Origin of the sequence: Fretibacterium fastidiosum (genome assembly GCF_964642095.1) — a bacterium.
Lineage (GTDB): Bacteria > Synergistota > Synergistia > Synergistales > Aminobacteriaceae > Fretibacterium > Fretibacterium fastidiosum.
This window is the reverse complement of the sequence record NZ_OZ209244.1, coordinates 1,036,585-1,058,216: the sequence shown is the minus strand read 5'-3', so window position 1 is coordinate 1,058,216 and position 21,632 is coordinate 1,036,585. Positions and strand designations below refer to the sequence as shown.

Here is a 21,632-nt window from a genome sequence, read left to right as displayed (position 1 = left end):
GTCATTCCCCCCCACATACCGGACAGCCGGAGACCTTCTCAAGTTCCAGCCGGCATATCCTGAGCTGCAATTCCCTGCCCCGCGCCTCCCCGCTCTCCACCTCAGGGGCCTCCCCTCCTCTGTCGACGTAAACGAGGGTCAGGTTCTCATGTGAATCCCTGTCCATGAGCGCCTCTATGGCCCTCAAGGCACCAACCTCCGCCACCAGGTTAATTTGAGCCGAAAGTCCGGGCTGAACGTAAAGGTCCCTAGGGTCCTCCGCCTCGCTGTAGGAGACTTTTTCCGAACGCAGCGCACTCTCGCTCAGAATACGCCGCCGATGGCACGAAAAGCACGCTTCTCCGGGACGAACCAGCTGAACGATCCCCGATGCCGCCCTCTCGTGGAGCCCCACCTGAAGGCTCTTGATCCCGTGCTCTACGGATATGGAGTTTACGAGCACGCGAGAATCGTCCGTATCGGTGGTGCAGATCAGCAGATGGCTCTGCTTCGCCGCCTCCTCCAGGGCGGCCATCCCACCGGGATCGTCCACCACGTTCCTCGTGCAGCAGCTTACCTGAATGTTGGGATTGACGGATCGGATCCTCCGCTCCACGACATACGCCTTATTGCGTCCAAGCTCGTCAACGCCGGCGACATGTCTGGAAAGGTTCGCCGGCTCAAGCGTATCCATATCGAACAGAAAGAACCTCCCCACCCCGGCCCTGGCCAGTTCCAGGGCTATCGTCCCCCCAAGGCTGCCACACCCGACGAGGCACACGCACTTGCCGGCCAGCTCCATCGTCTCCAGCAGGCCGGCGTTTCTCTCGTAAACCGCCGCTCCCATGTCGATGACCTCGGGGACGACCGACACCATCTCCCCCTCGCAAAACATCCAGAACCGCTCACTATCCTCGCCAACCACTCCCAAAACCCCACCAGGCAAAAGATTGACCGTCGCCTCGCAGCCCTCCCGAACAAGACGGAGCCGGGCATTTTTCACGCCGGGGCCGGGAATGAAGACGAAGCTCTCGCCTTTGTTCCACACCCCCGGATGCTCGGCCTCGGATGCGGAGGAAGCCCGAAAATCCTGAATCAACTTCTGGTCGATGTACAGCTTCATCCGATACGCCCCTTCCCTTTCCCTCAGGATATCCGAAACGGAGCCCTCATAGACGCCTGTATGACGAATTTCTCCCTCTCCTCCCTCTCCTCCATCCCCTCCGTCTTCCCGCATCCAGACGTGACAGTCGATGCGGTAATCATCGCCACAAAGGGTAATAACGGGCAGGAACAAGAACGGCCATCCCTCCGTCTCGCAGATTTCCCGCGCCGTCAGGACATCCAGGCGGCTCAAAGCGCCAAAGCTTCCAGGGTGCTTATGCCACTCCCCAAGATAATTCCAGTTCTTCGTCCTTCGGTAGTAAGCGACCCGGTCGCGATAATGCGGCATCTCGGGACGAAAAACTCCGCTGCCAAGGAGGGCCTGTTCGCCCGGCCCGCTGGCGCGTTCCGCATGAATTTCAAGTTTCCCCTCGGCACCGTTGCAGAAACTGCCCACCAGGACGCCGCCGGTTTCACGTCCGGGGGCCACCACGGCCTCCCGCACGATGCGCTGCAGTGCATCCAGGGACAGGCGCGTCGTCACCTCCCCGCTGAAACTCATCCCCAAACACGCTCCTTGACCAGCTCAATCCCATCCTTGGCTCCGGAGTGAAACGCATCGTTGCGCGGCATCACCCTGCCGTCCGACGTCACATACCCCTTGCAGCAATCGTCATTGAGCACGCGCTCCGTAAGCTTCAGAATATCCATCTCAGCGGCCCCGTCGAAGGGATTGGAAGTCTTCTGCACTTTCTCGCTCTTACCGGCTCCAGGCATCTTCATAATAAAATCTCCCCCTCTTTAATAACGTAAGTTGTGAATGTCTCAGTTTTCTCTCCGGATTGATCTCCGGTTCGAGAAACGGCTCCTCAGTTTCTTTTCGGTTTCGATGCGTGCCCATCGGGAACAGGCGTCGGAAATTTCATTGAAGCGATTGCCCCGATGGGCCCCGACCTTGCTGAGGATGATCCTCCGTTGCCTCCACAGACGCTGCATGTTCTCCAGGAAGGGCAGGCCTCCTTTGTCCCCCATAACATCGCGGATCGCGGAAAGGCTGTCGCTGACGATCTCAGCTCTCCATTCCCCTCTTACCCTCATCAGCTCGCAGGCGACGATAAAAGCCATGCCCATGGCCCTCAATTCCGCCTCACCGGAGGTGCCGCAGCGACATCCCGCATGGAAGACGACGAGCCCCCACATGCGCCTCTCCACAACATTCCAGCAGAGGCGCCAGCGCCGTAAGCCGTCAAGCTCCAAAGGGTCACGGGCCCCGGCGACGACGGCCATTCCACCGACCCCCATTCGGAAGGAGGCGTCGCAGTAGATTTGAATCACCCCGCTCCCCTACCTCCCGGGCCAGTTTCCGCTGCGCTGATAGACTTCCCAGGCGTTCAGCCAGGCAGCCGCCCAGCCCAACAGAGCCGCTGCCGTGGTCTCCGTTCCAATCCCCTCCCCCCCGCCGCCGTGATCGTTGGAGTAGAGGCAAAGGTGTCCATCAACATATTTGTGGGGTGTCCTGACCCCCATCAATTCACGGACGAACACCTTGGTCTGCCCGTGCGGGTAACTGGCAGGGTAGACGACGGCCACGCTGAAGGAAGAACCGAAGTTCGTGGTCAGGGTTCCTCCCCAGAACAACTCCCCATTCGAGGCGAAGGGGAGGGAAGGGTCCCCCTGAAACAAGGCGAACTGAGGAAACTTACGCTTCATGATCGGCGCCTCGTGAGCCTGAATGCGCTCGGAAAGGGTCTTAGTGACGTTGATGGCCATATCGGCTGCCTCCTTTCATTTCTTTTCTTATTTCCTTGCTACCGCCTTCCATTGCCGCCTGCGGTCTTGTTGCCCGACGGCCTGTGGCGTGCGATATGGAGCTTCTCGGTATCGCAGAGCTCCTGAGCCGACGCCCCATCGCGGGCAATGCCGTAGGACGCCTTCTGAGTCTCGGGATCGAAACGCCCCGATCGCTCGTGCTGCTGAAGCCTCGTTCGGACATCCCCGGTTTGGCCAATATAAACGATCTCGCCGGTAGCCTTATCCCGAATCCGGTAAACTCCGGGGGCGTTCGGAGTGTCGCAGTCTGCGCCCCTCACCCTGTCCGTTTCCCTCATACGCCCCGGACCGATCACGCTGTTTCCCATATCTAACGCGCCTCCTTGTCAAATTCCTCGACCACAGCCCACCCAATGGCCTCTGTGATGCCAGCGGCGGTAGTTGCGTTGACCGCATTTCCAACCCCCGGTATCCACCCCACCAGCACCTGCGTAGCGACCCGTGCAGCATACTTTCCAATCATGCTGCTCAACACGGTGGCACAGATCGCCCTGGCGGCCACCTCGCTCAGCCTCATGTCGAAGACCTTCCCAAGCCCAACGATCATCGTTGCCTGAAGCGCGACCAGAGGAGGGTTATCCGACCCCGGCAGCTGCGCCAGGCTGCCCCCGACCGCAGCCGCGGAAGTCGCGGCCGCATGAATGATGCCGTGGCACATTGCGTTCTGGCTGTCCGTCATCTCTGCATCTCCTCCCTCATCTCGTCCTTCACCGATTTCGCTCTCCGAGCCCTTCAGAGGATTCTTCATTGCCTTCTCAAAATATATAGAAATTCTTTCGGTGATATTTTCGCCTCGGGAGCTAGAAATAGGTTCAGAGCTTAAGGACGAACGGCAGGTAGCTGTCTCCATCACGAATACTTCGGGCCAGACTTTGAGCCTGGGCAAAAATGTGGTTCTCATAGCTGCTGCTGTGGTTGTTGCTGGAGTTTACCACTTCCGTCCGCAGCCGTTCCTTGAACAGGCGCATCAGTTTTTCTCTCGCGCTCTGCGCCATCCTCACCCCGCCCCCTTCTCCGGCGGAGAAGTGGTTCTCGGACAGAAAACCCTGATTGAGGATGGAGATCACCAGCCTGTCGACAACCGCAGAACGGAACTCCTCCATCAGGTCCAGGGATGCCGAGGGACGTCCCCGGTATGCAGGGTGCAGCCATCCAACGCAGGGGTCCAGTCCAACCGTCACGACGGCCGTCGTCACCCGGCCCAGCAGGAGGGTGTAGGCGAACGAGAGCAGGGCGTTGACGGGGTCGCGCGGAGGGCGGCGCGTCCTTCCATCGAAGCGCCAGGGAGCGATCAGGGCGTTGCCGAGAACAGAAAAATAGATTCTTGCGGCATTTCCCTCAGTCCCTCGAAGGGCTTCCAGGCAGCTGCTCCCCGACGCCTCGCGGGCCAGGATGGCGAGCTCCCTGGCCGCATCTTCAAAAACCTCTCCCCCTCCGGGCCGGCGGTACATGAATCGAGTCAACGTCTGCCTTTGATTGAGTACCTTTCCCACAACAAAGGACCGGGCAAAATCCAGGCTCCGGTCTTCCGACAGCGCGGAATCGTACTGCGCACGCCGGAGCTCGTACCCGTGCCCCATGCCGGACGTCAGGCTTCCCTTGTAACGTCCTCCTGAACTGACGAAATGAACCGGGATGTTCCTGTCCATGAGAAGGTGCAGGGCGGGGGTCGTGATGCTCCCGTTCCCCACCACGACCACATCGCCCAGGTTGGTATTGGGTATCTTTTCCGGCGGCTCCTTCCTGCTCCTCCTCCAGGAAAACCCCTCGCCATTTCTGCCCAATACTCCGTTATCCTGCGTCAGGTAAATCGTCCGTGTCATCGTTCGCCCTCTTCCATAGACTCATCTTCCATGGGGATGGCGCCACTTTTCCTGTACATGGAACGGATATGCGACAGCGCCGATCGAGCCTGAATCCGCTCCGAAGGAGTTTTTGCCCCCTGGAGCTGCCTCAGGGCGTTCAGGAATCGCTTCCAGCCGCTTGAATCGGCATCGATCCTTTCTGCGCCGATGCGATGTCCCAAAAACGCTACGGACTCGCAGCGCAGGTTGCCAATGCCGCTTTTCTCCTCGTTGATCGCGATATTCAGCACGGAGAGAATCCCCTGCGCGGTCTGGAGTGCCGCCTGAGCCTCCGGCTCGCTCCCCACCAGAAGAAGCCAGTCGTCAGCGTACCGGATGACCGGAAATCCCTGTTGGAGCATCTGAAGATCGAACGAGTGAAGGTACAGGTTTGCCAGCAGAGGGGAGAGGGGGGAACCCTGCGGTATCCCGCGAAGACGTGGGCGAATCTGCCCTCCTTCCACCACAGGAACCCGAATGGCTTGATTGACCAGGCGCCTCAGGGACTCGTCGGGCAGCCAGTCATGAAGACACGCCGAGAGCACATCCCAGCTGAGCTCGTCAAAACACCCCTTGATGTCGCCTTTTACAAACCACACCCTGCCCTTACGGATGCGTTCGATGACGGCGTCGATGGCGTCGGCGATGCTGCGCCCGGACCGGTAGGCAAAGCTGAGCGGCGCAAAAAGTGGGTCCCATACATCCGCAAGCAGACGATTCGCCCCCTGGAAAACGATCCTGTCCTTGACGGTGGGGACACCGAGTCTGCGAAACCCGCCCCCATTCTTGGAGATTTTCACACCCCGGAGGGGGGATGGAGCATAAGTCCCGTTTTTCAGCGAATCCGAAATCCTCGTGACGTTCCGGTCCCGGTCTCGGCGGAATGCATCAATGGTCTGTCCATCCGTACCGGCCATACCCTTCCTGCATTCCACCCTCTTCCACGCCTGCAAAAGAAATTCCGGACAGCACAATTGGGCGTAAAGGCTCATCTTGTCCCTCTCCTTTTCGATTCCCCTATCAATGCAGGATCAAAGCCGATTCCCAGTCGATCCGCTCTCCTCCGACCGTTTGGAAGTGGCGCATACAGTCCGCACAGACGCGATATGCGCGCAGGGAATCCCCTTCCGAAGGGTTCAGGAACGGCAGACTGTCCCGAATCAGTTCCATAACCTGTTTTTTGGTCTGACAGGTCTCGAAAACGCTTTCCTGAACACGGGTCGCTCTCCCCTCCATCAGCTTGGCCATACGCCTACGCCTGCGATCATCGTGAATGTCGTAGGCCAGGACATGGACGATTCCAGGCATGTTTTTCCCTCCTTTACGTCCGGTTCGACAGGTCCACCCGATTTATCCTTCTACACGCAATTTGAGCAAGTGCTCCTTCTGTCCGGCATCCAGATCGGAACCGCGGAGCATGGCCTCCGCAATCTTCACCCAACGCGCAACATCCCTTCCGCCAACGCGGAATTTGCGCTTTCCCAGGCTATTGAGCAGGGGGGTGATAAAACTGGACCAATGCTCGCTTATCCGGTCGGAAGAACCCAGACCGCGCCTGTCACAAATCTCCCCAATAGCGTAAACGCCGTTACGTGCCACGTCCCCATGAGGCTCGACATGCAGATGCCGGAACATCTTTGGCAGAACATCCTCGAAGCACGAGATGGGAAGTGGATTTTTCTTCTCGCGGCTGCCGATATGGCCAAGGGCCCAGTAGGCGGCGATCCTCTCACCGTCACTTCCTCCCATAAAATCGGCAACGGCCCTGACGGCCTCCTCCGAGTTTCCGGTGCGCCCCAGAGAACAACACAAGGCCGGTACGTAATACCCCGGGATCAAGTGTCTATGGTGCATCATATCCAGGAAAAGCTTTTCATGAGAAGGCAAAGACAATTTTCCCAGGGCCACGATGGCGGCATGCACGATGTCTTGGGCTCTTCCGATGTTCCACGAACAGCCGTACAGCGTTTTGAGCATGCCTACGGAACATATCTTCTCAAGCGCCTGAAGACCGACGGCGGCCTCCTCCCTGGAACAGTGCCCGACAATGCGCCCCATCAGGCGAACGGCGCGTACAGAAAGGCGCGAGTTCCATTTGACAATTCTAATCAGAGGTAAAAGAGCCTGGTCGCAATTCGCAGCCTCGGCAATCGAGCGCTCAATCTCCTTCAATTTTTTCGTGGTACAGGCGTCGATACAGCTGTTGCGCGCTCCCACCTTCTCATAGCGTTTGATGAGAGCGTGCATATCCACGATCTTATCGGTGCGAACACCCAATTTGGGGCGCCTTCGCCAGGACTTCGGAAGGCTGACGGAGGGATTGGTCTGGATGCGGAAAACGGGTTCGCGTTCGATCTCCCCCGAAACGGCAAGCACAGAAAACCGCACGTCAGGCGCATCGCGTCCCCAACCTTCGAGGCTCACGATACCGGCCTCGTCTACCGTCGCCCGGATTTGAACGGGAGTATCCCTGGGCAGCGGTCTGTCGAACCGGACGCGCCGCGTAGCCATGCGGCGGTTGGGCGGCTGAATGTCGTCTCTCGAGCCAACGTAAAACGGCAGGTCGAGCGTCATCGCCTGCTCTTCCGTCGTAGCCATATCGATGACTCCGGTGCTGTACGGCAGAGGAGCGCCGGCCCGGACAAGGTTGAGAAGATGTCCTCCCTTGAGGGCTATGCCTAAATTTTCGTTCTGAATACGCACGGGGCGTGCTCCCTTATGCAGGGCATGGTGATGAACAACGGCACCGCGTGCGACGGATTTGTCGGGGTCTCCAACTTCGAGGGGAGCGAAACCAAAGAATTCCTCCAAGCGCTCACGGACGGCAAAAAGCTTCGACATGCCACCGTTGAGCAGAACCGCATCGACATGAGGCAGATGCCCCAGCTTCATGCGGGCCTTGTTGAGGACGTCGAGGATAGGGTAGATGATGTTGTACGATTGAGTTCCCAGGCAGTCAAACCGTTCGAGAGACTCCATCGACAGCTCAGGGGCCAGGAGGGGCCTGATGACGCTGCGGTACTCTTCAATCGACAAATCATACTCGAAGAGATGGCTTTCAAAGATGTTTGGACGGAGAATTTCATGAACAAGACCGCTGGTGCCACTTTGTCCCTGAAGACGCCGATTCTCCACCATCGCGTTGAGCTCAATTTTCGCCCTTTCGGCCTCATCAAGAAAATTATTGCGAACCAGGCAAGACGTGAATTCGTCCAAACAGCTGATATCCAGCTTGTCCGAAAACTTTTCGATAAAGAACTCCTGAAGCAGCTGATCGAAATTATCTCCTCCAAGCTGCGTATAACGTGAAATGGCATAGTCCTTTACCTCAACGTTTCCGTTTCCTCCATCGGAACGTCTAACTTGGTGGAAGGACACGTCAAGCGTACCGCCTCCAAGGTCAAAGACAAGCACATTCTGTGGCGAGGAAAAGTCTATCAGCGTTTCGGGAATCTCGCCACGTTCCTGACGATTGATAAAATCGCAGAGCGCGGCCCTTGGTTCATCCATGAGAATGTTTCGAGGCGATCCATCCTCGTTTGTCACCTTGAACCCGGCAAGACGCGCGGCCTCAATCGTATCGGAACGTTGATCGCTGTCAAAAGAGGCAGGAACCGTGATGACAACATCGTCCGGGATAAAGCCAAACAACTCCTGTGAAGCAGATGCAATCTGCCTGAGGATTGCAGCCGATATACATGAAGGGCTCAGTTCCTGTTCGTCGATCACGTATTTTTTCCGGACCCCATTGCGCTCTTTACGGACTTTATCACCCGGCTGCTCTGGCGTCCGATCATCGTTCGCGCATAGCCGCCGACAATGGGCTGTTCACTCCCTCTCTTATAGTACACGCAGGAAGGCAAAAGCGCCTGCTTTACCATCCCCTGTCCGGCGGACATCGATCGAAGCTCGGCAACCATGGGAATGACCCGTCCGCTTCGGGCGTCCACACGTCCCCATGCAAGCACGGAATTCGTCGTGCCAAGGTCGATGCCGAGATAAAAATTGTTCGTCTGTACCGTCATGTTTTTCTCCTCCCTGCTTGATACGCACAAGATATGGGATACAACAGGCAACAAACGCTGCAGAAATGCTTTTGCCGGTCAGTTTTGGGAAGAGGCAAGCTGCTCCACCACACGAGGGAGAGAAATGATTCTATCTCCGTAAATCCAGCCTGGTGTCACAACCTGTACGACCTTTCGCTCTGCGCTGTCCACAAAATCGGAACCACTGTACTCGTAAGACTCGGACTCAGTTAGGGTGATGTTCAGTATCGCGCCAGGTTTCTTAATCGGTACAACGCCCAAGGCCTCAATCGCACGTATAAACATGCGTATACAGGCCGGAATTGATTCGATCTCCCTCGGTATCTCGACACCCTTACTCCGAAGTTTACGGAGGTTTTCCTCCGACGCGGCAAACTGGTCAAGGAGCATGCCCATGGCGGGGGAATTCATCTGAGACAAGGCATCGAACCAAACGTTATCGGCAAGCTTCTTTTGGAGGCTATCCATCCTCTTTTCATAGGAACAGATTTGAATCTGCGCGCATTCCAGGGCACTTTTCAGGTCTTTGATTTGCCCTGTAAGGATCTCGATCTTGTCGCCGTGCTCCTGCAATTCCGCCATATCCTCAGCACCACTTTGGTCCTCTTCGTGAACCACGAGGGCCTGAGGCGTTGTCAGTAAGGACTGAACAAGCTCCTTCAGGTTTCCAGGAGAGGCAATGCGGAGCAGTTCGTACATGAGCGTACGGCAGGGGAAGTCCTGACAAACCTCAAGGAACGCCACCAGCACGGCGATCTGCTCAAAACTGTTCGCATCGGCCAATGCGGTAAGCCGAGCCAATCTCCCAGGGTCGATATGACGATCGCGGACCCAGAACGCCAGATTTCGTGCACACCAACGAGTTCGCGAAGCCCAGTGCCTCAACGCATCAAAATTTTGCAAACGAAGTCTCCTTGTAACAATCCGAACAGAGTTCAGAGATTTTCTCTCTTTGGGACAGAGCACTCGTTTGAACTCCTCCTCCGTTTTACCGGAACAGGCCAGCAGGCGTTCGACAGTGTCAAGGTCATCCTGGCTCCTCTGTAGCAGGAAAGCTTTTGTCATGCGCTTTCGCGAGGCAATGGTTCTCTCGATAACATAGGCGAGACGTTCCATTGGCGCACTCTTCATTTCGTTCTTTTCCATAATCGTTTCAACCCTCCGCACTCAGACAAACATCTCCTGACCATTTTTGCTGTGAGCCACCTCGACACACGTTCCAAAACGTTCCCGCGCCTCCTCGACAATATTGCGCACGCCTCCTGTCAAGGGGCTGCCGTGGACGAGGATAACCTTCGTTGGCCTGACGTGTGCGATCAAATTGAGGATGCCGGAACAACCTGCATGGTTGAAAAGACCCAATTCTCTGTCCTCCACTCTTCTTCCCCCACAGGAAGCCGGACTAGCGTGAATGCGGACCCCACGCATCCCCCTGACGGGCATACGATCCGAGAGTTTGACGCGGCCCTTAAACACAGGGTTTCCCCAGCGTTCGCAGACACGGCACTCAGCTTCGCAATCCGGATCAACCCAGATATCCACATCCGGCATCTCTCCACGGTTGGCGCACTCTCGAAGGACACCGGCCAGCTCTGCTGCTCGTCCAATGCTTCTGACGCGGCATTCAACAAGTGATCCCTCATCAAGGAGCGCATTCAGACGCTGCATGAGGCCAACGTTGTTCCTGCCCTCGGAGCTTCGATTGCGGTATCCACAGGTACACTCACAGATCAAAGTATCCACTTTCGTCTGCGGAAACTCCGCGGCTCCTACTGTATGTTGGGCAAAATCACAAAAGTCCCCCGTGTAAAGGACACGCCGCTCGCCGTCCTCCAGCAGGGTCATGGCGGCTCCAGGGATATGCCCAGCCGGAAATAAAGTGATGTTAAGCTCCTTCGTTTGAATGGTAGTTCCATAAGGTTTGGGAATCAGGCGGTCTGTAGCCGCCAGGCGGACAGCGATGTTTCGCCCCGAAGAGGCCGGGGAACGCTGCTCAAAATTTTCATAGTATGTCCGCATCAAATCCAGGGTCGCTGGCGATGAATAGACCGGCACCGTTCCCAGTTCATCAAGAAGGGTCGGCAACGCTCCCATGTGATCTAAATGGGCATGGCTGATGATTACGGCTGAGAGCTCCCAGAGTCCGTCCATATCCCATTTTTTCAGGAACGCCAGCAGACTGGGGAAGGAACCGAAAGGAGCTCCAAAACGGATGCCGGCGTCTAAAAGAACCCGCTCCCCACCCATCTGAACGGCATAGCAACTGGCTCCAATCTCATCCCCCCCACCAATCGGGAACATCTTATATTTTTCATTTTTCTTTTTCATGGCGACCTCCCCACAGACAGATAGAGTGAGCTCTTCCGGCGCTGGCCGAAAATCTCGTTTTCACTGCTCTTCATACTTAATAGATTTTCTTTTAGTGAATGGAGAATGTAAGCATTGAATTTTTCCGCTGCTTTGCCTCCCCTGAAAGGAGGGGTAGTCCGCAGGGGCGGAGGGGTTCGGCCAGACGACACGACTTACGGACGCCGACAGGCGGTCGGCGTCGTGTCGGTCGGCTGAGGGCGAAGGAAGTCCGGGGGACTTCCGCAGCTCGGCCAGACAACCGGCCTCACGCAAGCCGATCTTTCGGGAGGATTGCGGCGACCGGTCGGTCGGCTGTGCCGAAAGAGGACAATTTATTGTCGTCTTTCGGCGTTGGCGGGAGATGTCAGACCAATGTTTTCAGTGAAACCTACTGCGTAAGTTTGCCTCCCCGACACCCCCCAGTCCCTGCGGGACAGCCCCCCTTGCAGGGGGGCCAAAAGCCTCTCCTGAAAGGGGAGGTGGTCCGAAGGACCGGAGGGGTTGTCCTCTGAAGTCGGTGCTTCAGTTTCCGGACTCGCCTCTCAGCGCCTCAACCTCGCCGAGGGACAGCCCGGTGAAGTCAACGACCTGCTCCAGCGGGACACCCCGCATCAACATCCGCCGCGCCGTCGAGGCGATACCCTTCGCTTCGCCCCTGGCCAGCCCTCTGGCCTCGCCCAGAGCGATGCCCTCCCTCAGGATCGTCTTCGCCTCGTACTCCAACACCCTGCCTCCCATGATGGACTTCACTCCTTCCCTCACCTTTTCGTGTCCGCGGGCTATGTGCTCCAACACCTTGCCCGACATCTCCTCAAGCGTCCGCTTCACGTACTCCGTCAACTGCCCACTCTCCGCCAGCCCTTCAAGCCGATCCCGTATCCCCGCGTACTCCGACAGAAAGTCCCGCAACAGCCCCTCGTCCCTCTCGTACCTCCCAAATCGCCCCTCATGCGCAAAAATGCGGAAGGGGATGAGAAACAACAGCCCCTTGGAGAATATCTCCTCCGGTGTGTACCGCTGGGCCTTCATCGCCGGGATATCGTAGGCCGCAGACCTTCCGCCGGGCAGCTCGATGCGGACCGTCAGCACGTCCGGCGTGGTCGCGCGGCACCGAAGGTACAGGATCGCAGACGCGGGGAAACGCACCGTCAACACACCATCGTTGACCTCGCCCGCATCCAGCGCGATCTGCGCGTCGTACTCGAACATCCGGACCAACATCGTGTCGTCCGACGTGCTCTGGCACTCGATGTGGTACTTCTTCAGCGACCTGCCCCGTATCCCGAAGCACGAGTCCGTGATGCGCTCACGCTCTTTGCCATCCTGACCGTTGATAAAGTGCTCGTTCGAGTAGAACTCCACCGCCTCGTCCCCGGAGTACGACTCGTGAAAGATTTCGTTTACTATAGGAATAATGAGGCTCGAACAATCGTTCAGAAGCGTTCGGAACACGTCGTCGTAGGGCGTGTTGACCAGCATCCGCACCATCCCCCCATCCCTTCAGCTCCTGGTCTCATTATAGCAAACCAGCCCTCTCGCACCCAGGGCGCGTCACTGGACGCACTGACACTGAGAACACGGACAAAAAGGGTTGCGGCACTAGTTGCGTTTCAATCCCCTTCCGAGGTTTCCGACGTGCTGAGCTCTAAATGAAATAAGATTTACTCCTCTATCGACGTTTCAATCCCCTTCCGAGGTTTCCGACGTACTGAGATCTTCCTACAAAACATCGTAGGAAGCGCCCAGATGTTTCAATCCCCTTCCGAGGTTTCCGACGTACTGAGACATTACCAGCGCGAAGGCGACCGACCAGACCGTGTTTCAATCCCCTTCCGAGGTTTCCGACGTACTGAGGCAATAAGTACGGTATTGCTGCGGTGATGTTCCCTGTTTCAATCCCCTTCCGAGGTTTCCGACGTACTGAGGCAATAAGTACGGTATTGCTGCGGTGATGTTCCCTGTTTCAATCCCCTTCCGAGGTTTCCGACGTACTGAGAGAATCAGGAAATGATTACGTGGAAAGAGCTTGGGTTTCAATCCCCTTCCGAGGTTTCCGACGTGCTGAGGGAGGAAGATCGTAATGACCCAGCAGTCGGGGTGTTTCAATCCCCTTCCGAGGTTTCCGACGTGCTGAGAAAGGTACAACAGGAAGAGAGAAGTATACCTTCGTTTCAATCCCCTTCCGAGGTTTCCGACGTGCTGAGCGAGAAGATCTTTTGGGGTAGACTTTCTCCTGAGTTTCAATCCCCTTCCGAGGTTTCCGACGTGCTGAGGTGAAGAGGATGATGAAGTTTAGTTTTCAACAGGTTTCAATCCCCTTCCGAGGTTTCCGACGTGCTGAGCCATCATCGGGTGCCGCTCTCTTGGCGAATAGCGTTTCAATCCCCTTCCGAGGTTTCCGACGTGCTGAGATTTTATGACTATCCTAAGAAAAAGGGAGAGCGGGGTTTCAATCCCCTTCCGAGGTTTCCGACGTGCTGAGCGATTGATGGAGATGTGCAAGAAGATATAGTTTGTTTCAATCCCCTTCCGAGGTTTCCGACGTGCTGAGAAGTTGAACGAGGTACGTGACGATTCTGAAAAGGGTTTCAATCCCCTTCCGAGGTTTCCGACGTGCTGAGACGCCTACTGGAGATAGGCCGAAACAACTATCTGTTTCAATCCCCTTCCGAGGTTTCCGACGTGCTGAGAACGGAGGAAACCTCCCCCTCGGATTCCGAGGGGGTTTCAATCCCCTTCCGAGGTTTCCGACGTGCTGAGGCAAAATTCTCTACTGCCAGTCCCTGGGGCAGTGTTTCAATCCCCTTCCGAGGTTTCCGACGTGCTGAGAGTATGGGGCCGATCTCCTTGTCCCGGCGGAGGTGTTTCAATCCCCTTCCGAGGTTTCCGACGTGCTGAGGCGGCTGCCCGGGTTATGAATAATAACCCGGGAGTTTCAATCCCCTTCCGAGGTTTCCGACGTGCTGAGAAGGACCACGGTGCCGGCGACACCGGCACCAAGGTTTCAATCCCCTTCCGAGGTTTCCGACGTGCTGAGGGGCGTGGCAATGAAGTCACGCTCAAGCCCGTGTTTCAATCCCCTTCCGAGGTTTCCGACGTGCTGAGGTGGGCGCGCTTCTTGTGAAGAAGTTGATGGGTTTCAATCCCCTTCCGAGGTTTCCGACGTGCTGAGGGCCTCGTCAATTACAAGTTGAATGAGGTACGTGACGTTTCAATCCCCTTCCGAGGTTTCCGACGTGCTGAGATGTTAACGGAAGAGCTCTTACTTCCATAAACAGTTTCAATCCCCTTCCGAGGTTTCCGACGTGCTGAGGCCATGCAGGAAGTACGAAGCTTTTGGCCTCCTGGTTTCAATCCCCTTCCGAGGTTTCCGACGTGCTGAGAGCAATGAGCGTCATTAACATGACGCCCCATCCGAGTTTCAATCCCCTTCCGAGGTTTCCGACGTGCTGAGTCAGCTCGTGAAGAGCGCCTGCCCGAATAGGGAGTTTCAATCCCCTTCCGAGGTTTCCGACGTGCTGAGTGGGAGTATTACTGGACTAATCTCGGACCTAGCCGTTTCAATCCCCTTCCGAGGTTTCCGACGTGCTGAGATGAACCGGCGTGGCGCCTTTATCCGCGTCACAGGTTTCAATCCCCTTCCGAGGTTTCCGACGTGCTGAGGGGTATCGTCTGGGAATTTGCTGGCGATACCCTACTGTTTCAATCCCCTTCCGAGGTTTCCGACGTGCTGAGTTTTCGATCGGCTCTCCCTCAGAATCCACGAAGAGTTTCAATCCCCTTCCGAGGTTTCCGACGTGCTGAGTTTTTGAAGAAGATCGTCCCTATCAGGACAGGCAGGTTTCAATCCCCTTCCGAGGTTTCCGACGTGCTGAGATTTTACTCAAGAGGCATCAGCGTCTTCATCTTGTTTCAATCCCCTTCCGAGGTTTCCGACGTGCTGAGTTTACTTTATTGAAAACGAAACTTCACCGTGCTAGTTTCAATCCCCTTCCGAGGTTTCCGACGTGCTGAGTTTTGATCATACGAGTGCTACTGGACGGGTTGAGTTTCAATCCCCTTCCGAGGTTTCCGACGTGCTGAGGGCTCTTAGGATCTACTATGAGCCACAGTCAAAGGTTTCAATCCCCTTCCGAGGTTTCCGACGTGCTGAGCTCATCAAACTCATCGAGTGGTTCAGTGGATCGTTTCAATCCCCTTCCGAGGTTTCCGACGTGCTGAGGGGCCTAATCCCGAAAGATCAGGTCGAGGAATTGTTTCAATCCCCTTCCGAGGTTTCCGACGTGCTGAGGTAACAGTTGGAGGCAGTAACTGAATCTAGCGATGTTTCAATCCCCTTCCGAGGTTTCCGACGTGCTGAGCTCTCGAGCAGGCCCAAGAGGCCTTTCACTACTGTTTCAATCCCCTTCCGAGGTTTCCGACGTGCTGAGAACGGGGGAAGGATCATATAGCTGGTTGATTGTGTTTCAATCCCCTTCCGAGGTTTCCGACGTGCTGAGAAGTTGCCTGCAGGCGATTAATTACTATGGAATTCGTTTCAATCCCCTTCCGAGGTTTCCGACGTGCTGAGTACTATTAAGATGATACTCCATAGCCATTTTAGCGTTTCAATCCCCTTCCGAGGTTTCCGACGTGCTGAGATACCCAGTTCTTCCAACCGGAAAGCTGGGTAAGTTTCAATCCCCTTCCGAGGTTTCCGACGTGCTGAGCATTTCGCGAATGGACGAGGAGGCCGGTCAGTATGGTTTCAATCCCCTTCCGAGGTTTCCGACGTGCTGAGCTGCCAGTGGGATGGTGTGCCGTTTGACCACCCGGGTTTCAATCCCCTTCCGAGGTTTCCGACGTGCTGAGTGTATCACGAAAAAATACGTTGAGCAAGCTTCTTTAAGCCCTCTTTTTTTCACCCCCTCCCCGGCCTCTCAAAAAATCGTTTTTTCGATGCTTTTTCATGCCACTCAGAAGCCATGCCGCATTGTCCCTGCCGTTTTTTCACCCCATCCCCTCTGCGGGGTGCAGCACAAAGCCCTGCACCCCATGTATCGAACACACCAAGGATGGCAGAACAAACGCCAAAGAAGGGACCGGTGAAAAACACCGTTTCCAAAGCCAAAGACGTTCATCTCCTCCGGCATACTTTGCGCCATCACACCACACGAGTCATGAGTCTTATCGGGGGCCAGGTGCACAGCGGAGTGTTATACGATAAAATAAGGAACGTGATGATGAAAGAGATCTCTCGAGAACAAGAACACGGCGGAGCGTTCGGAGGAACTGTTACGCTCCATCGACATTGAGCGGGAACGGAGGCAAATCCACATGGACGAGGTCAAAAAAACGGACGAGAGACAGCACCCGATTGAACACAGGGAGAACTTCATCGCAGCCCTGACCGAGACGGGTAAAGCCATTCGCGCACACATCGGGGAGATCAACACCGTGATGCTGAGAGCCGTCGCACAAAACCAGGCCCTCGAACGCTGTCATCAAAAAACCTGGGGTGCCCGGATCGAGAGGATGAACAGGGAGTTGTCCGATTTTGAGCGCTGCGTGCTTCTTCGCCCCAGCCTCTGCGTCATGGGAAGACGGGGAGCCGGCAAGACAACCCTTCTTAATTCCTGGCTCGGTAAAACCAAAAAACAAAAAGGGGTCCCTCTCAAGGCCCTTCCCTACGGCACCGAGGACACGACCGCCTGCCTGGTGAGGATCACCTCCAAACGGGATGACGACACCTCAAACTCCATCGAGGTCTCCCTCCTCGACAAAAATTGCATGAGCGGCGACCTGCAAGAGGACTCCCCAAGGCCACCGCGTCCCGACAGAGATTTTTTCAAGGTCAGGCGGGACGATCAGGACCGCGTCTTTTGCCTGGCCCGCTTCCCCGTCTACGGCAATAGAAAAGACAAAGCAGAGGACAAAGGAGGAGACGAAACGCGCTCTCTTCAGGAGGTGGACGGTATCTTCGTCCTGGACGAGACGGGGAGGGGCGCCGTTCGTTTTGAGGACATTCAGTGGCATGCGAGAGAGATCTGCATTCCGATGGACGTCCGTTCCGAGGATTGCGGCAGGGCTGGATCGGTGCTCGCCGAGGTGGATATCGTCGACTCCCCCGGCGCGGACTCCACCAAGCAAGGCGACTTTGGCGACTGGAAGAAGGTCAAGAACACCAAGGTCTTTCAGGTCGCCGTCAACGAGCTGGACATGCTGCTGCTCACCGCCTCCTCGCAGCCCAGCTCCATCAACATCGGCGGTCAGTTTCAGGAGGACGTCATGTACCCTTGGGCCCGGCGATGCCGGTCGGAATCGGAAGGCCGGCTCTTCGTGCTCCTGACCCATGCGACGGAGCTCTTTAAAAATGCCATGAGAGCGCTTGACGAGGAAGAGGACGAGGAGGACATCGCGGCACAGAACAACAGCTTTGGACGGATGCTGTACAAGAACATCCTGATGCCCCTCTTCGCCACGGCACCCGACGGGACGCCCCCCATTGTGCAGAAGGACGACATCACCACCTGGCCCCCCATCTTTTTTTACGACAGGGATTACGATTTCCTGAACAGGCTCACGCAAAGCGTCCCCAGCGGGTCCGGAGCCGAGATGTCCGAACGCCTGTGCGGGGTTCTCGACGGCGCCCCACAAAACGACCTTTCGGACGCCGAAAGGTGCGTCCTGTCTCTGGTCCGGGAGTGCGACGACATCGCGTACGAAAACAGACAGGTCGATCTCTCCCCCTTCAAAAGGTGGCTCGTCCGTTCCCTGTGTGCTTTTCTCGATCCTTCCGACAAAGGCCTGGAGCTGTTGACCGAAAGCATCGTCAACTATGCCTCACGCGGCCCCGTCGCCATCGCCCATGCCAGGGAACGGGAAAAACTTCTGGAGGACATCCTGGCCTCTTACAAAAACTTCCTCGCCGGATTCTCCCTCTCGCGCGCCAATTTTCAAGCCGAAGAGGAGATCGCGCGGGCATCCGAACTGGTCCGCAAGATCCTTGGAACAGGACGCTACGACCAGAAAATGCATTTCGGGCAGAACTGCCGGCGTCTTCTGGAGCAGGCAAGCCAAAACAATCAGGTTGAGCTTCGGGGACGTTCAAGGCCGGCATGCAGCGAGCAGGACGTCCTCAACGCCGTCGTATCGGACACGCTGCAGAATGAATTATGGACTCGAAACATCAATGAGGAAGACAGACAGGCCTTGTCCGCCACGCTCAGACAATGCCTGCTGCACACCCCTGCCATCGCCGGGCTGTTCAACGCCAAAAAAGGGGCCTTTGAGGAAAACAGGGGCGAAATGACCATACTCATGGCGGCAGCCCTGGAAAGGCTCCCTGGGATCGTCGAGTTTTTGAGGGACATCGACAATGCGACCCGGTCGCATCTGGCCCAGAATTATTTTGAGGCCGATCCCGACGAGATGGAGCTGCTCAGGGAGATTTACGAAAGCCACCTGGCGGAGGAGAGGCCGGAGGTTTCAAGCCTGTTCGAGCAAGCCCGTTCGGAATGCGCCGCCTGCCTCAAAAGCCTGCAAGACGATCCTGTGGTCACGTTATTCGAGAACACGACTTCGTTTGTCAAGGAGGATGTTCAATCATGAGCCTGCCTTTTGTTTCCGTCCAGGGACGCTCCCCAAAACGGTTTGCCCTTCGCTGCGAGTGCTGCACGTCCTCCGAAAGAAAGTCCAAGACGGCCCAGGGTTTTTTTGAGACGTCTCAAAGGTCAAAAAACGTCTTTGCGTACGTCCTGAATGGGGCCCCCGGCCCGGATTGCTGGCGGCGCTCCGGGACGCCGTTGCCCCTCGCCTCCATCTTGCCGAAGGAACTGTGGGAAAAATGCCTTTACGAACTTTCGATCGACAGGGAAGGGCAATGTCTTGAGTATTCTCAGGTTCCGGCTGACGATCTTCCCCTCAGGCTGGGCTATGCCCTTTCGGACGCGAAAGAGTGCACCCTCTTTCTGGAGTGGAGGCCCGAAACCAACGACTGCCCCCTCCTGCTCTCTCCGCAGTCCGTGTCTTCCGAAAACACGGCTTTCATCAAAGAAATAGGGCAATTCTACAAAGGGCAAAAAGTCCTTCTGCTCTCCCTGCCCCGCCTGGCATTCCTGCCCCACCATCCCGGTTGGGAACCCTCCGCCAAACCGGTGGACTCGTTTTCCAACCTGGGGGGGCTTCTCAGGTCCAGGGAGTGGCACTTCAGACCACCACAGATTGCCTTCCACATCTCCGAAACGGACGTCCGCCAGGAGGACGGGTTTTTGATGGCTCTCGACTTCGGGACCTCTGCTAGCATCCTGTCCATCGTCAACTACGACGGCAATCCCGACGAGTCGCAGGACCTTTTTCTGAGGGATCTGTGCCCCTGGGAGCATGAAACGCTCGTTCCGGACCTCTCGAACATGAAGAGCGAACGGGAAGCCTCCTGGGAAGTGATCCGTTGGGAGGAGGGGAACGACAGCACGGAGAAGAGGTCCCTGAATCTTCCGCCCGACATGCTGCGCAACCGCTTCCCTCTGCCTCGCAGGGGAACCCCCTGGATTCCCTCTCTCTTCTGCAAGGTCAGGGGCTATGAGGGGCAAGACAAAATCGTGATTGGCGACGAGGCACTCTTGATCCTGGAGGCCAGCCGGCACACGGCTTCCGAAAGGGTGCTGCACACCTTTGTCTTTTCGCCGAAGAAGTCGCTGGGACTCAACGACGATCCGCAGTCGGACGAGGACATCGAGAACTACCTCTTTGCTCTTTTTGAGATGACGGCCCACCGCCTTTCCATCCTGGATGGGTGTGGAAAGGGCTTCAGGGGGCCCCTAAAAAGCCTCAGCTGGTCTTATCCCGTGGTCTGGCTGAAGCATCAGGTCAAAAAATATGAAGAGTGTCTTAAGAAGGCCCTGGCTCGCAGCGCCCTGAGAAACTACGTCGCCAACTGGAGGCCGGAGGCCATCCTGCAAAGCCGGTACGCGCTGGATGAGGCCTCCGCCGCGTTCGTGGGATTTTTGGCAAGACGTTTCAACAAAATGCCGCCTGTAGATATCCTGAGCCTGATGGGACCCTACCGCACCGAAAACGACGAGGGCGACAGGATGGAGCGCAACGTGCTGGCTCTCGACTTCGGAGCGGGCACAACGGACATCGTCTGGCTGACGCTGAAACACGAGACGAAGATGGGCCCCATCGTGGAGTCCGACATCCAGCTGTACTTTGCCCTCGATCAGGGCGGACTCGAGATCACACGGCGCATCGCAGAGATACTGAAGGACCGCATCCGCGAGCATAACGTCAACAGCGGCATGTCGCAGGAGCAGGCCAGCCACTGGCTGAGGACGAACCTCAACGATCCCCGAATCGACGAGACCTTCCTGGATGGGGATCAAAAACAGATCCTATCCCGTTACAGGCGTTCCAAGATATCGGAGTTCTTCGACATCGCGGAAGCGGCAAAAAGGCATCTGGGGGAAAACCCCAGCTTTTCCATAGACTGGACTCCTTTACTGTCAGGAACTCCGCTGAAGGCCCCAGGCGACAGCGAGTCCCTCCTGACCCAGGATCAGCTGAAGGACATCGTCAAAAAAGTTTTCCGCCCCGTGTTCGAGCGAATCGCCGCCTGGAGCCGGGCCAAGCCCGAACTCGACCTCATTTTGGTCTCCGGAAGGTCCAGCGCCCTTCTGGGCCTGAGGGAGCTCCTGGAGGAGAGCATCCCCAGGGAAAAAGCTCCCGTTAAAAACGACTTCATCTGGCCTCTGGAATACTCCTTTGACGACCGCCCTGAGGACTCCGCCAAAGGCTATTTGGAGACCCCGGCCGGGGAGCAGGACCTTCAAAAGAACATGCGGATGGAGATGGAGGCAAAAACGGTTGTCGCAGAGGGCCTTTTGGAGAACGCCCGAAAGTCCATCACCTTCCAGGGCAACTACATCCGCTGCAATCCTCTGGACACCATGCGGCGCAGCCGCTGCATCGGCATCCTGGCGACGGACGACGGCGACCGCTGGCTCCCGCGCTTCCGCAACGATTTCAACCTTTTGGTCGAGGCGGATTACGGAAACATCAACCCCGAAGAGGAGCTGCCCACCTATGTCGAGGAGACCAATTTTACCTCCGAGGGCAAGGGCCTTTACCTGGGCATCAACTTCGCGGGCAAGGGGAACGCCGACATCATCGACAGGCCCCAGGTCTTTGCACGCATCCTCCTGAAAAATGCCGAAGGGACCCCCTACCGGTCGCTGAAGATGTTCTTCCGGCAGAAGTCCGCCACGGAGCTCTGCTTCAACCGGGCGCTGCTGACCAAGGAGAACGGGGATACCGTCGAGAGCGTCTCAACGCACCAGGAAGGGAACAGGCTGACCGTTGAAAACGTTACGGCAGAAATCAGGTTTTTCTCCGACGAGAAGGATTTCCGGAACTCAGGGAAAATCCACATCGACGGAAGTCATCCCATAGACCGCGACCCCGGCTTCCTCCTCTGAGGACACAGGAGAGGGCGTTAAAGGGG

At 56.7% G+C, this 21,632-nt stretch carries 16 protein-coding genes and 1 CRISPR repeat array; of the genes, 2 read left to right on the top strand and 14 right to left on the bottom strand.

Annotated elements, in window-relative coordinates; translation table 11 throughout:
- Position 1: 1 nt before the first annotated feature.
- The 14 genes from ACK28C_RS04680 to ACK28C_RS04615 all read right to left on the bottom strand — a co-directional run bounded on the left by ACK28C_RS04680 (position 2) and on the right by ACK28C_RS04615 (position 12,640).
- Complete coding sequence (locus tag ACK28C_RS04680) at positions 2–1,645, bottom strand: ThiF family adenylyltransferase (RefSeq protein ID WP_409152529.1); 1,644 nt, start codon at positions 1,643–1,645, stop codon at positions 2–4.
- A complete protein-coding gene (locus ACK28C_RS04675) occupies positions 1,642–1,866 on the bottom strand; it encodes a hypothetical protein (protein WP_409152528.1) in 225 nt (74 codons plus the stop codon). The genes ACK28C_RS04680 and ACK28C_RS04675 overlap by 4 nt, the downstream gene beginning before the upstream one ends.
- 42 nt (positions 1,867–1,908) lie before the next feature.
- Positions 1,909–2,418, bottom strand: coding sequence for a hypothetical protein (locus ACK28C_RS04670; RefSeq protein WP_409152527.1), 510 nt, complete (start codon positions 2,416–2,418; stop codon positions 1,909–1,911).
- Positions 2,419–2,427: 9 nt separating this feature from the next.
- The gene (locus tag ACK28C_RS04665) at positions 2,428–2,853 is read right to left on the bottom strand and encodes a hypothetical protein (RefSeq protein WP_015556881.1); all 426 of its coding nucleotides are present in this window, start codon (positions 2,851–2,853) and stop codon (positions 2,428–2,430) included.
- Between the two features lie 38 nt (positions 2,854–2,891).
- The gene (locus tag ACK28C_RS04660; RefSeq protein ID WP_015556882.1) at positions 2,892–3,221 is read right to left on the bottom strand and encodes a GIY-YIG nuclease family protein; all 330 of its coding nucleotides are present in this window, start codon (positions 3,219–3,221) and stop codon (positions 2,892–2,894) included.
- 2 nt (positions 3,222–3,223) lie between these two features.
- Positions 3,224–3,592: a hypothetical protein gene (locus ACK28C_RS04655; protein WP_015556883.1), complete on the bottom strand. Its 369-nt coding sequence runs from the start codon at positions 3,590–3,592 to the stop codon at positions 3,224–3,226.
- Positions 3,593–3,725: 133 nt separating this feature from the next.
- On the bottom strand, positions 3,726–4,736 hold the full coding sequence (cas1, locus tag ACK28C_RS04650) for a CRISPR-associated endonuclease Cas1 (RefSeq protein WP_015556884.1): 1,011 nt from the start codon (positions 4,734–4,736) through the stop codon (positions 3,726–3,728).
- Positions 4,733–5,557 (bottom strand): reverse transcriptase domain-containing protein, encoded by an 825-nt coding sequence (locus tag ACK28C_RS04645; protein ID WP_208873600.1) that lies wholly within the window; start codon positions 5,555–5,557, stop codon positions 4,733–4,735. Before ACK28C_RS04645 ends, cas1 begins: the two co-directional genes overlap by 4 nt.
- 220 nt (positions 5,558–5,777) lie before the next feature.
- Positions 5,778–6,065 (bottom strand): CRISPR-associated endonuclease Cas2, encoded by a 288-nt coding sequence (gene cas2, locus ACK28C_RS04640; RefSeq protein WP_015556886.1) that lies wholly within the window; start codon positions 6,063–6,065, stop codon positions 5,778–5,780.
- Positions 6,066–6,107: 42 nt separating this feature from the next.
- Entirely contained in the window at positions 6,108–8,486 is a 2,379-nt protein-coding gene (locus tag ACK28C_RS04635; protein ID WP_208873602.1) for an Hsp70 family protein, read from the bottom strand.
- Entirely contained in the window at positions 8,483–8,782 is a 300-nt protein-coding gene (locus ACK28C_RS04630) for a hypothetical protein (protein ID WP_015556887.1), read from the bottom strand. The genes ACK28C_RS04635 and ACK28C_RS04630 overlap by 4 nt, the downstream gene beginning before the upstream one ends.
- 78 nt (positions 8,783–8,860) lie before the next feature.
- Positions 8,861–9,949: a hypothetical protein gene (locus tag ACK28C_RS04625; protein ID WP_208873604.1), complete on the bottom strand. Its 1,089-nt coding sequence runs from the start codon at positions 9,947–9,949 to the stop codon at positions 8,861–8,863.
- A gap of 21 nt (positions 9,950–9,970) precedes the next feature.
- A complete protein-coding gene (locus ACK28C_RS04620; protein ID WP_015556888.1) occupies positions 9,971–11,131 on the bottom strand; it encodes an MBL fold metallo-hydrolase in 1,161 nt (386 codons plus the stop codon).
- A gap of 543 nt (positions 11,132–11,674) precedes the next feature.
- The gene (locus tag ACK28C_RS04615) at positions 11,675–12,640 is read right to left on the bottom strand and encodes a hypothetical protein (protein WP_015556889.1); all 966 of its coding nucleotides are present in this window, start codon (positions 12,638–12,640) and stop codon (positions 11,675–11,677) included.
- A 119-nt stretch (positions 12,641–12,759) separates the two neighbouring features.
- Positions 12,760–16,003: direct repeats of the CRISPR family, unit length 36 nt; unit sequence GTTTCAATCCCCTTCCGAGGTTTCCGACGTGCTGAG.
- Between the two features lie 465 nt (positions 16,004–16,468).
- Here ACK28C_RS04615 and ACK28C_RS04610 point away from each other — a divergent pair.
- Both ACK28C_RS04610 and ACK28C_RS04605 read left to right on the top strand, forming a co-directional pair.
- Positions 16,469–18,742, top strand: coding sequence for a GTPase domain-containing protein (locus tag ACK28C_RS04610; RefSeq protein ID WP_409152525.1), 2,274 nt, complete (start codon positions 16,469–16,471; stop codon positions 18,740–18,742).
- Entirely contained in the window at positions 18,739–21,606 is a 2,868-nt protein-coding gene (locus ACK28C_RS04605; RefSeq protein WP_015556891.1) for a hypothetical protein, read from the top strand. Before ACK28C_RS04610 ends, ACK28C_RS04605 begins: the two co-directional genes overlap by 4 nt.
- Positions 21,607–21,632 lie beyond the last annotated feature (26 nt).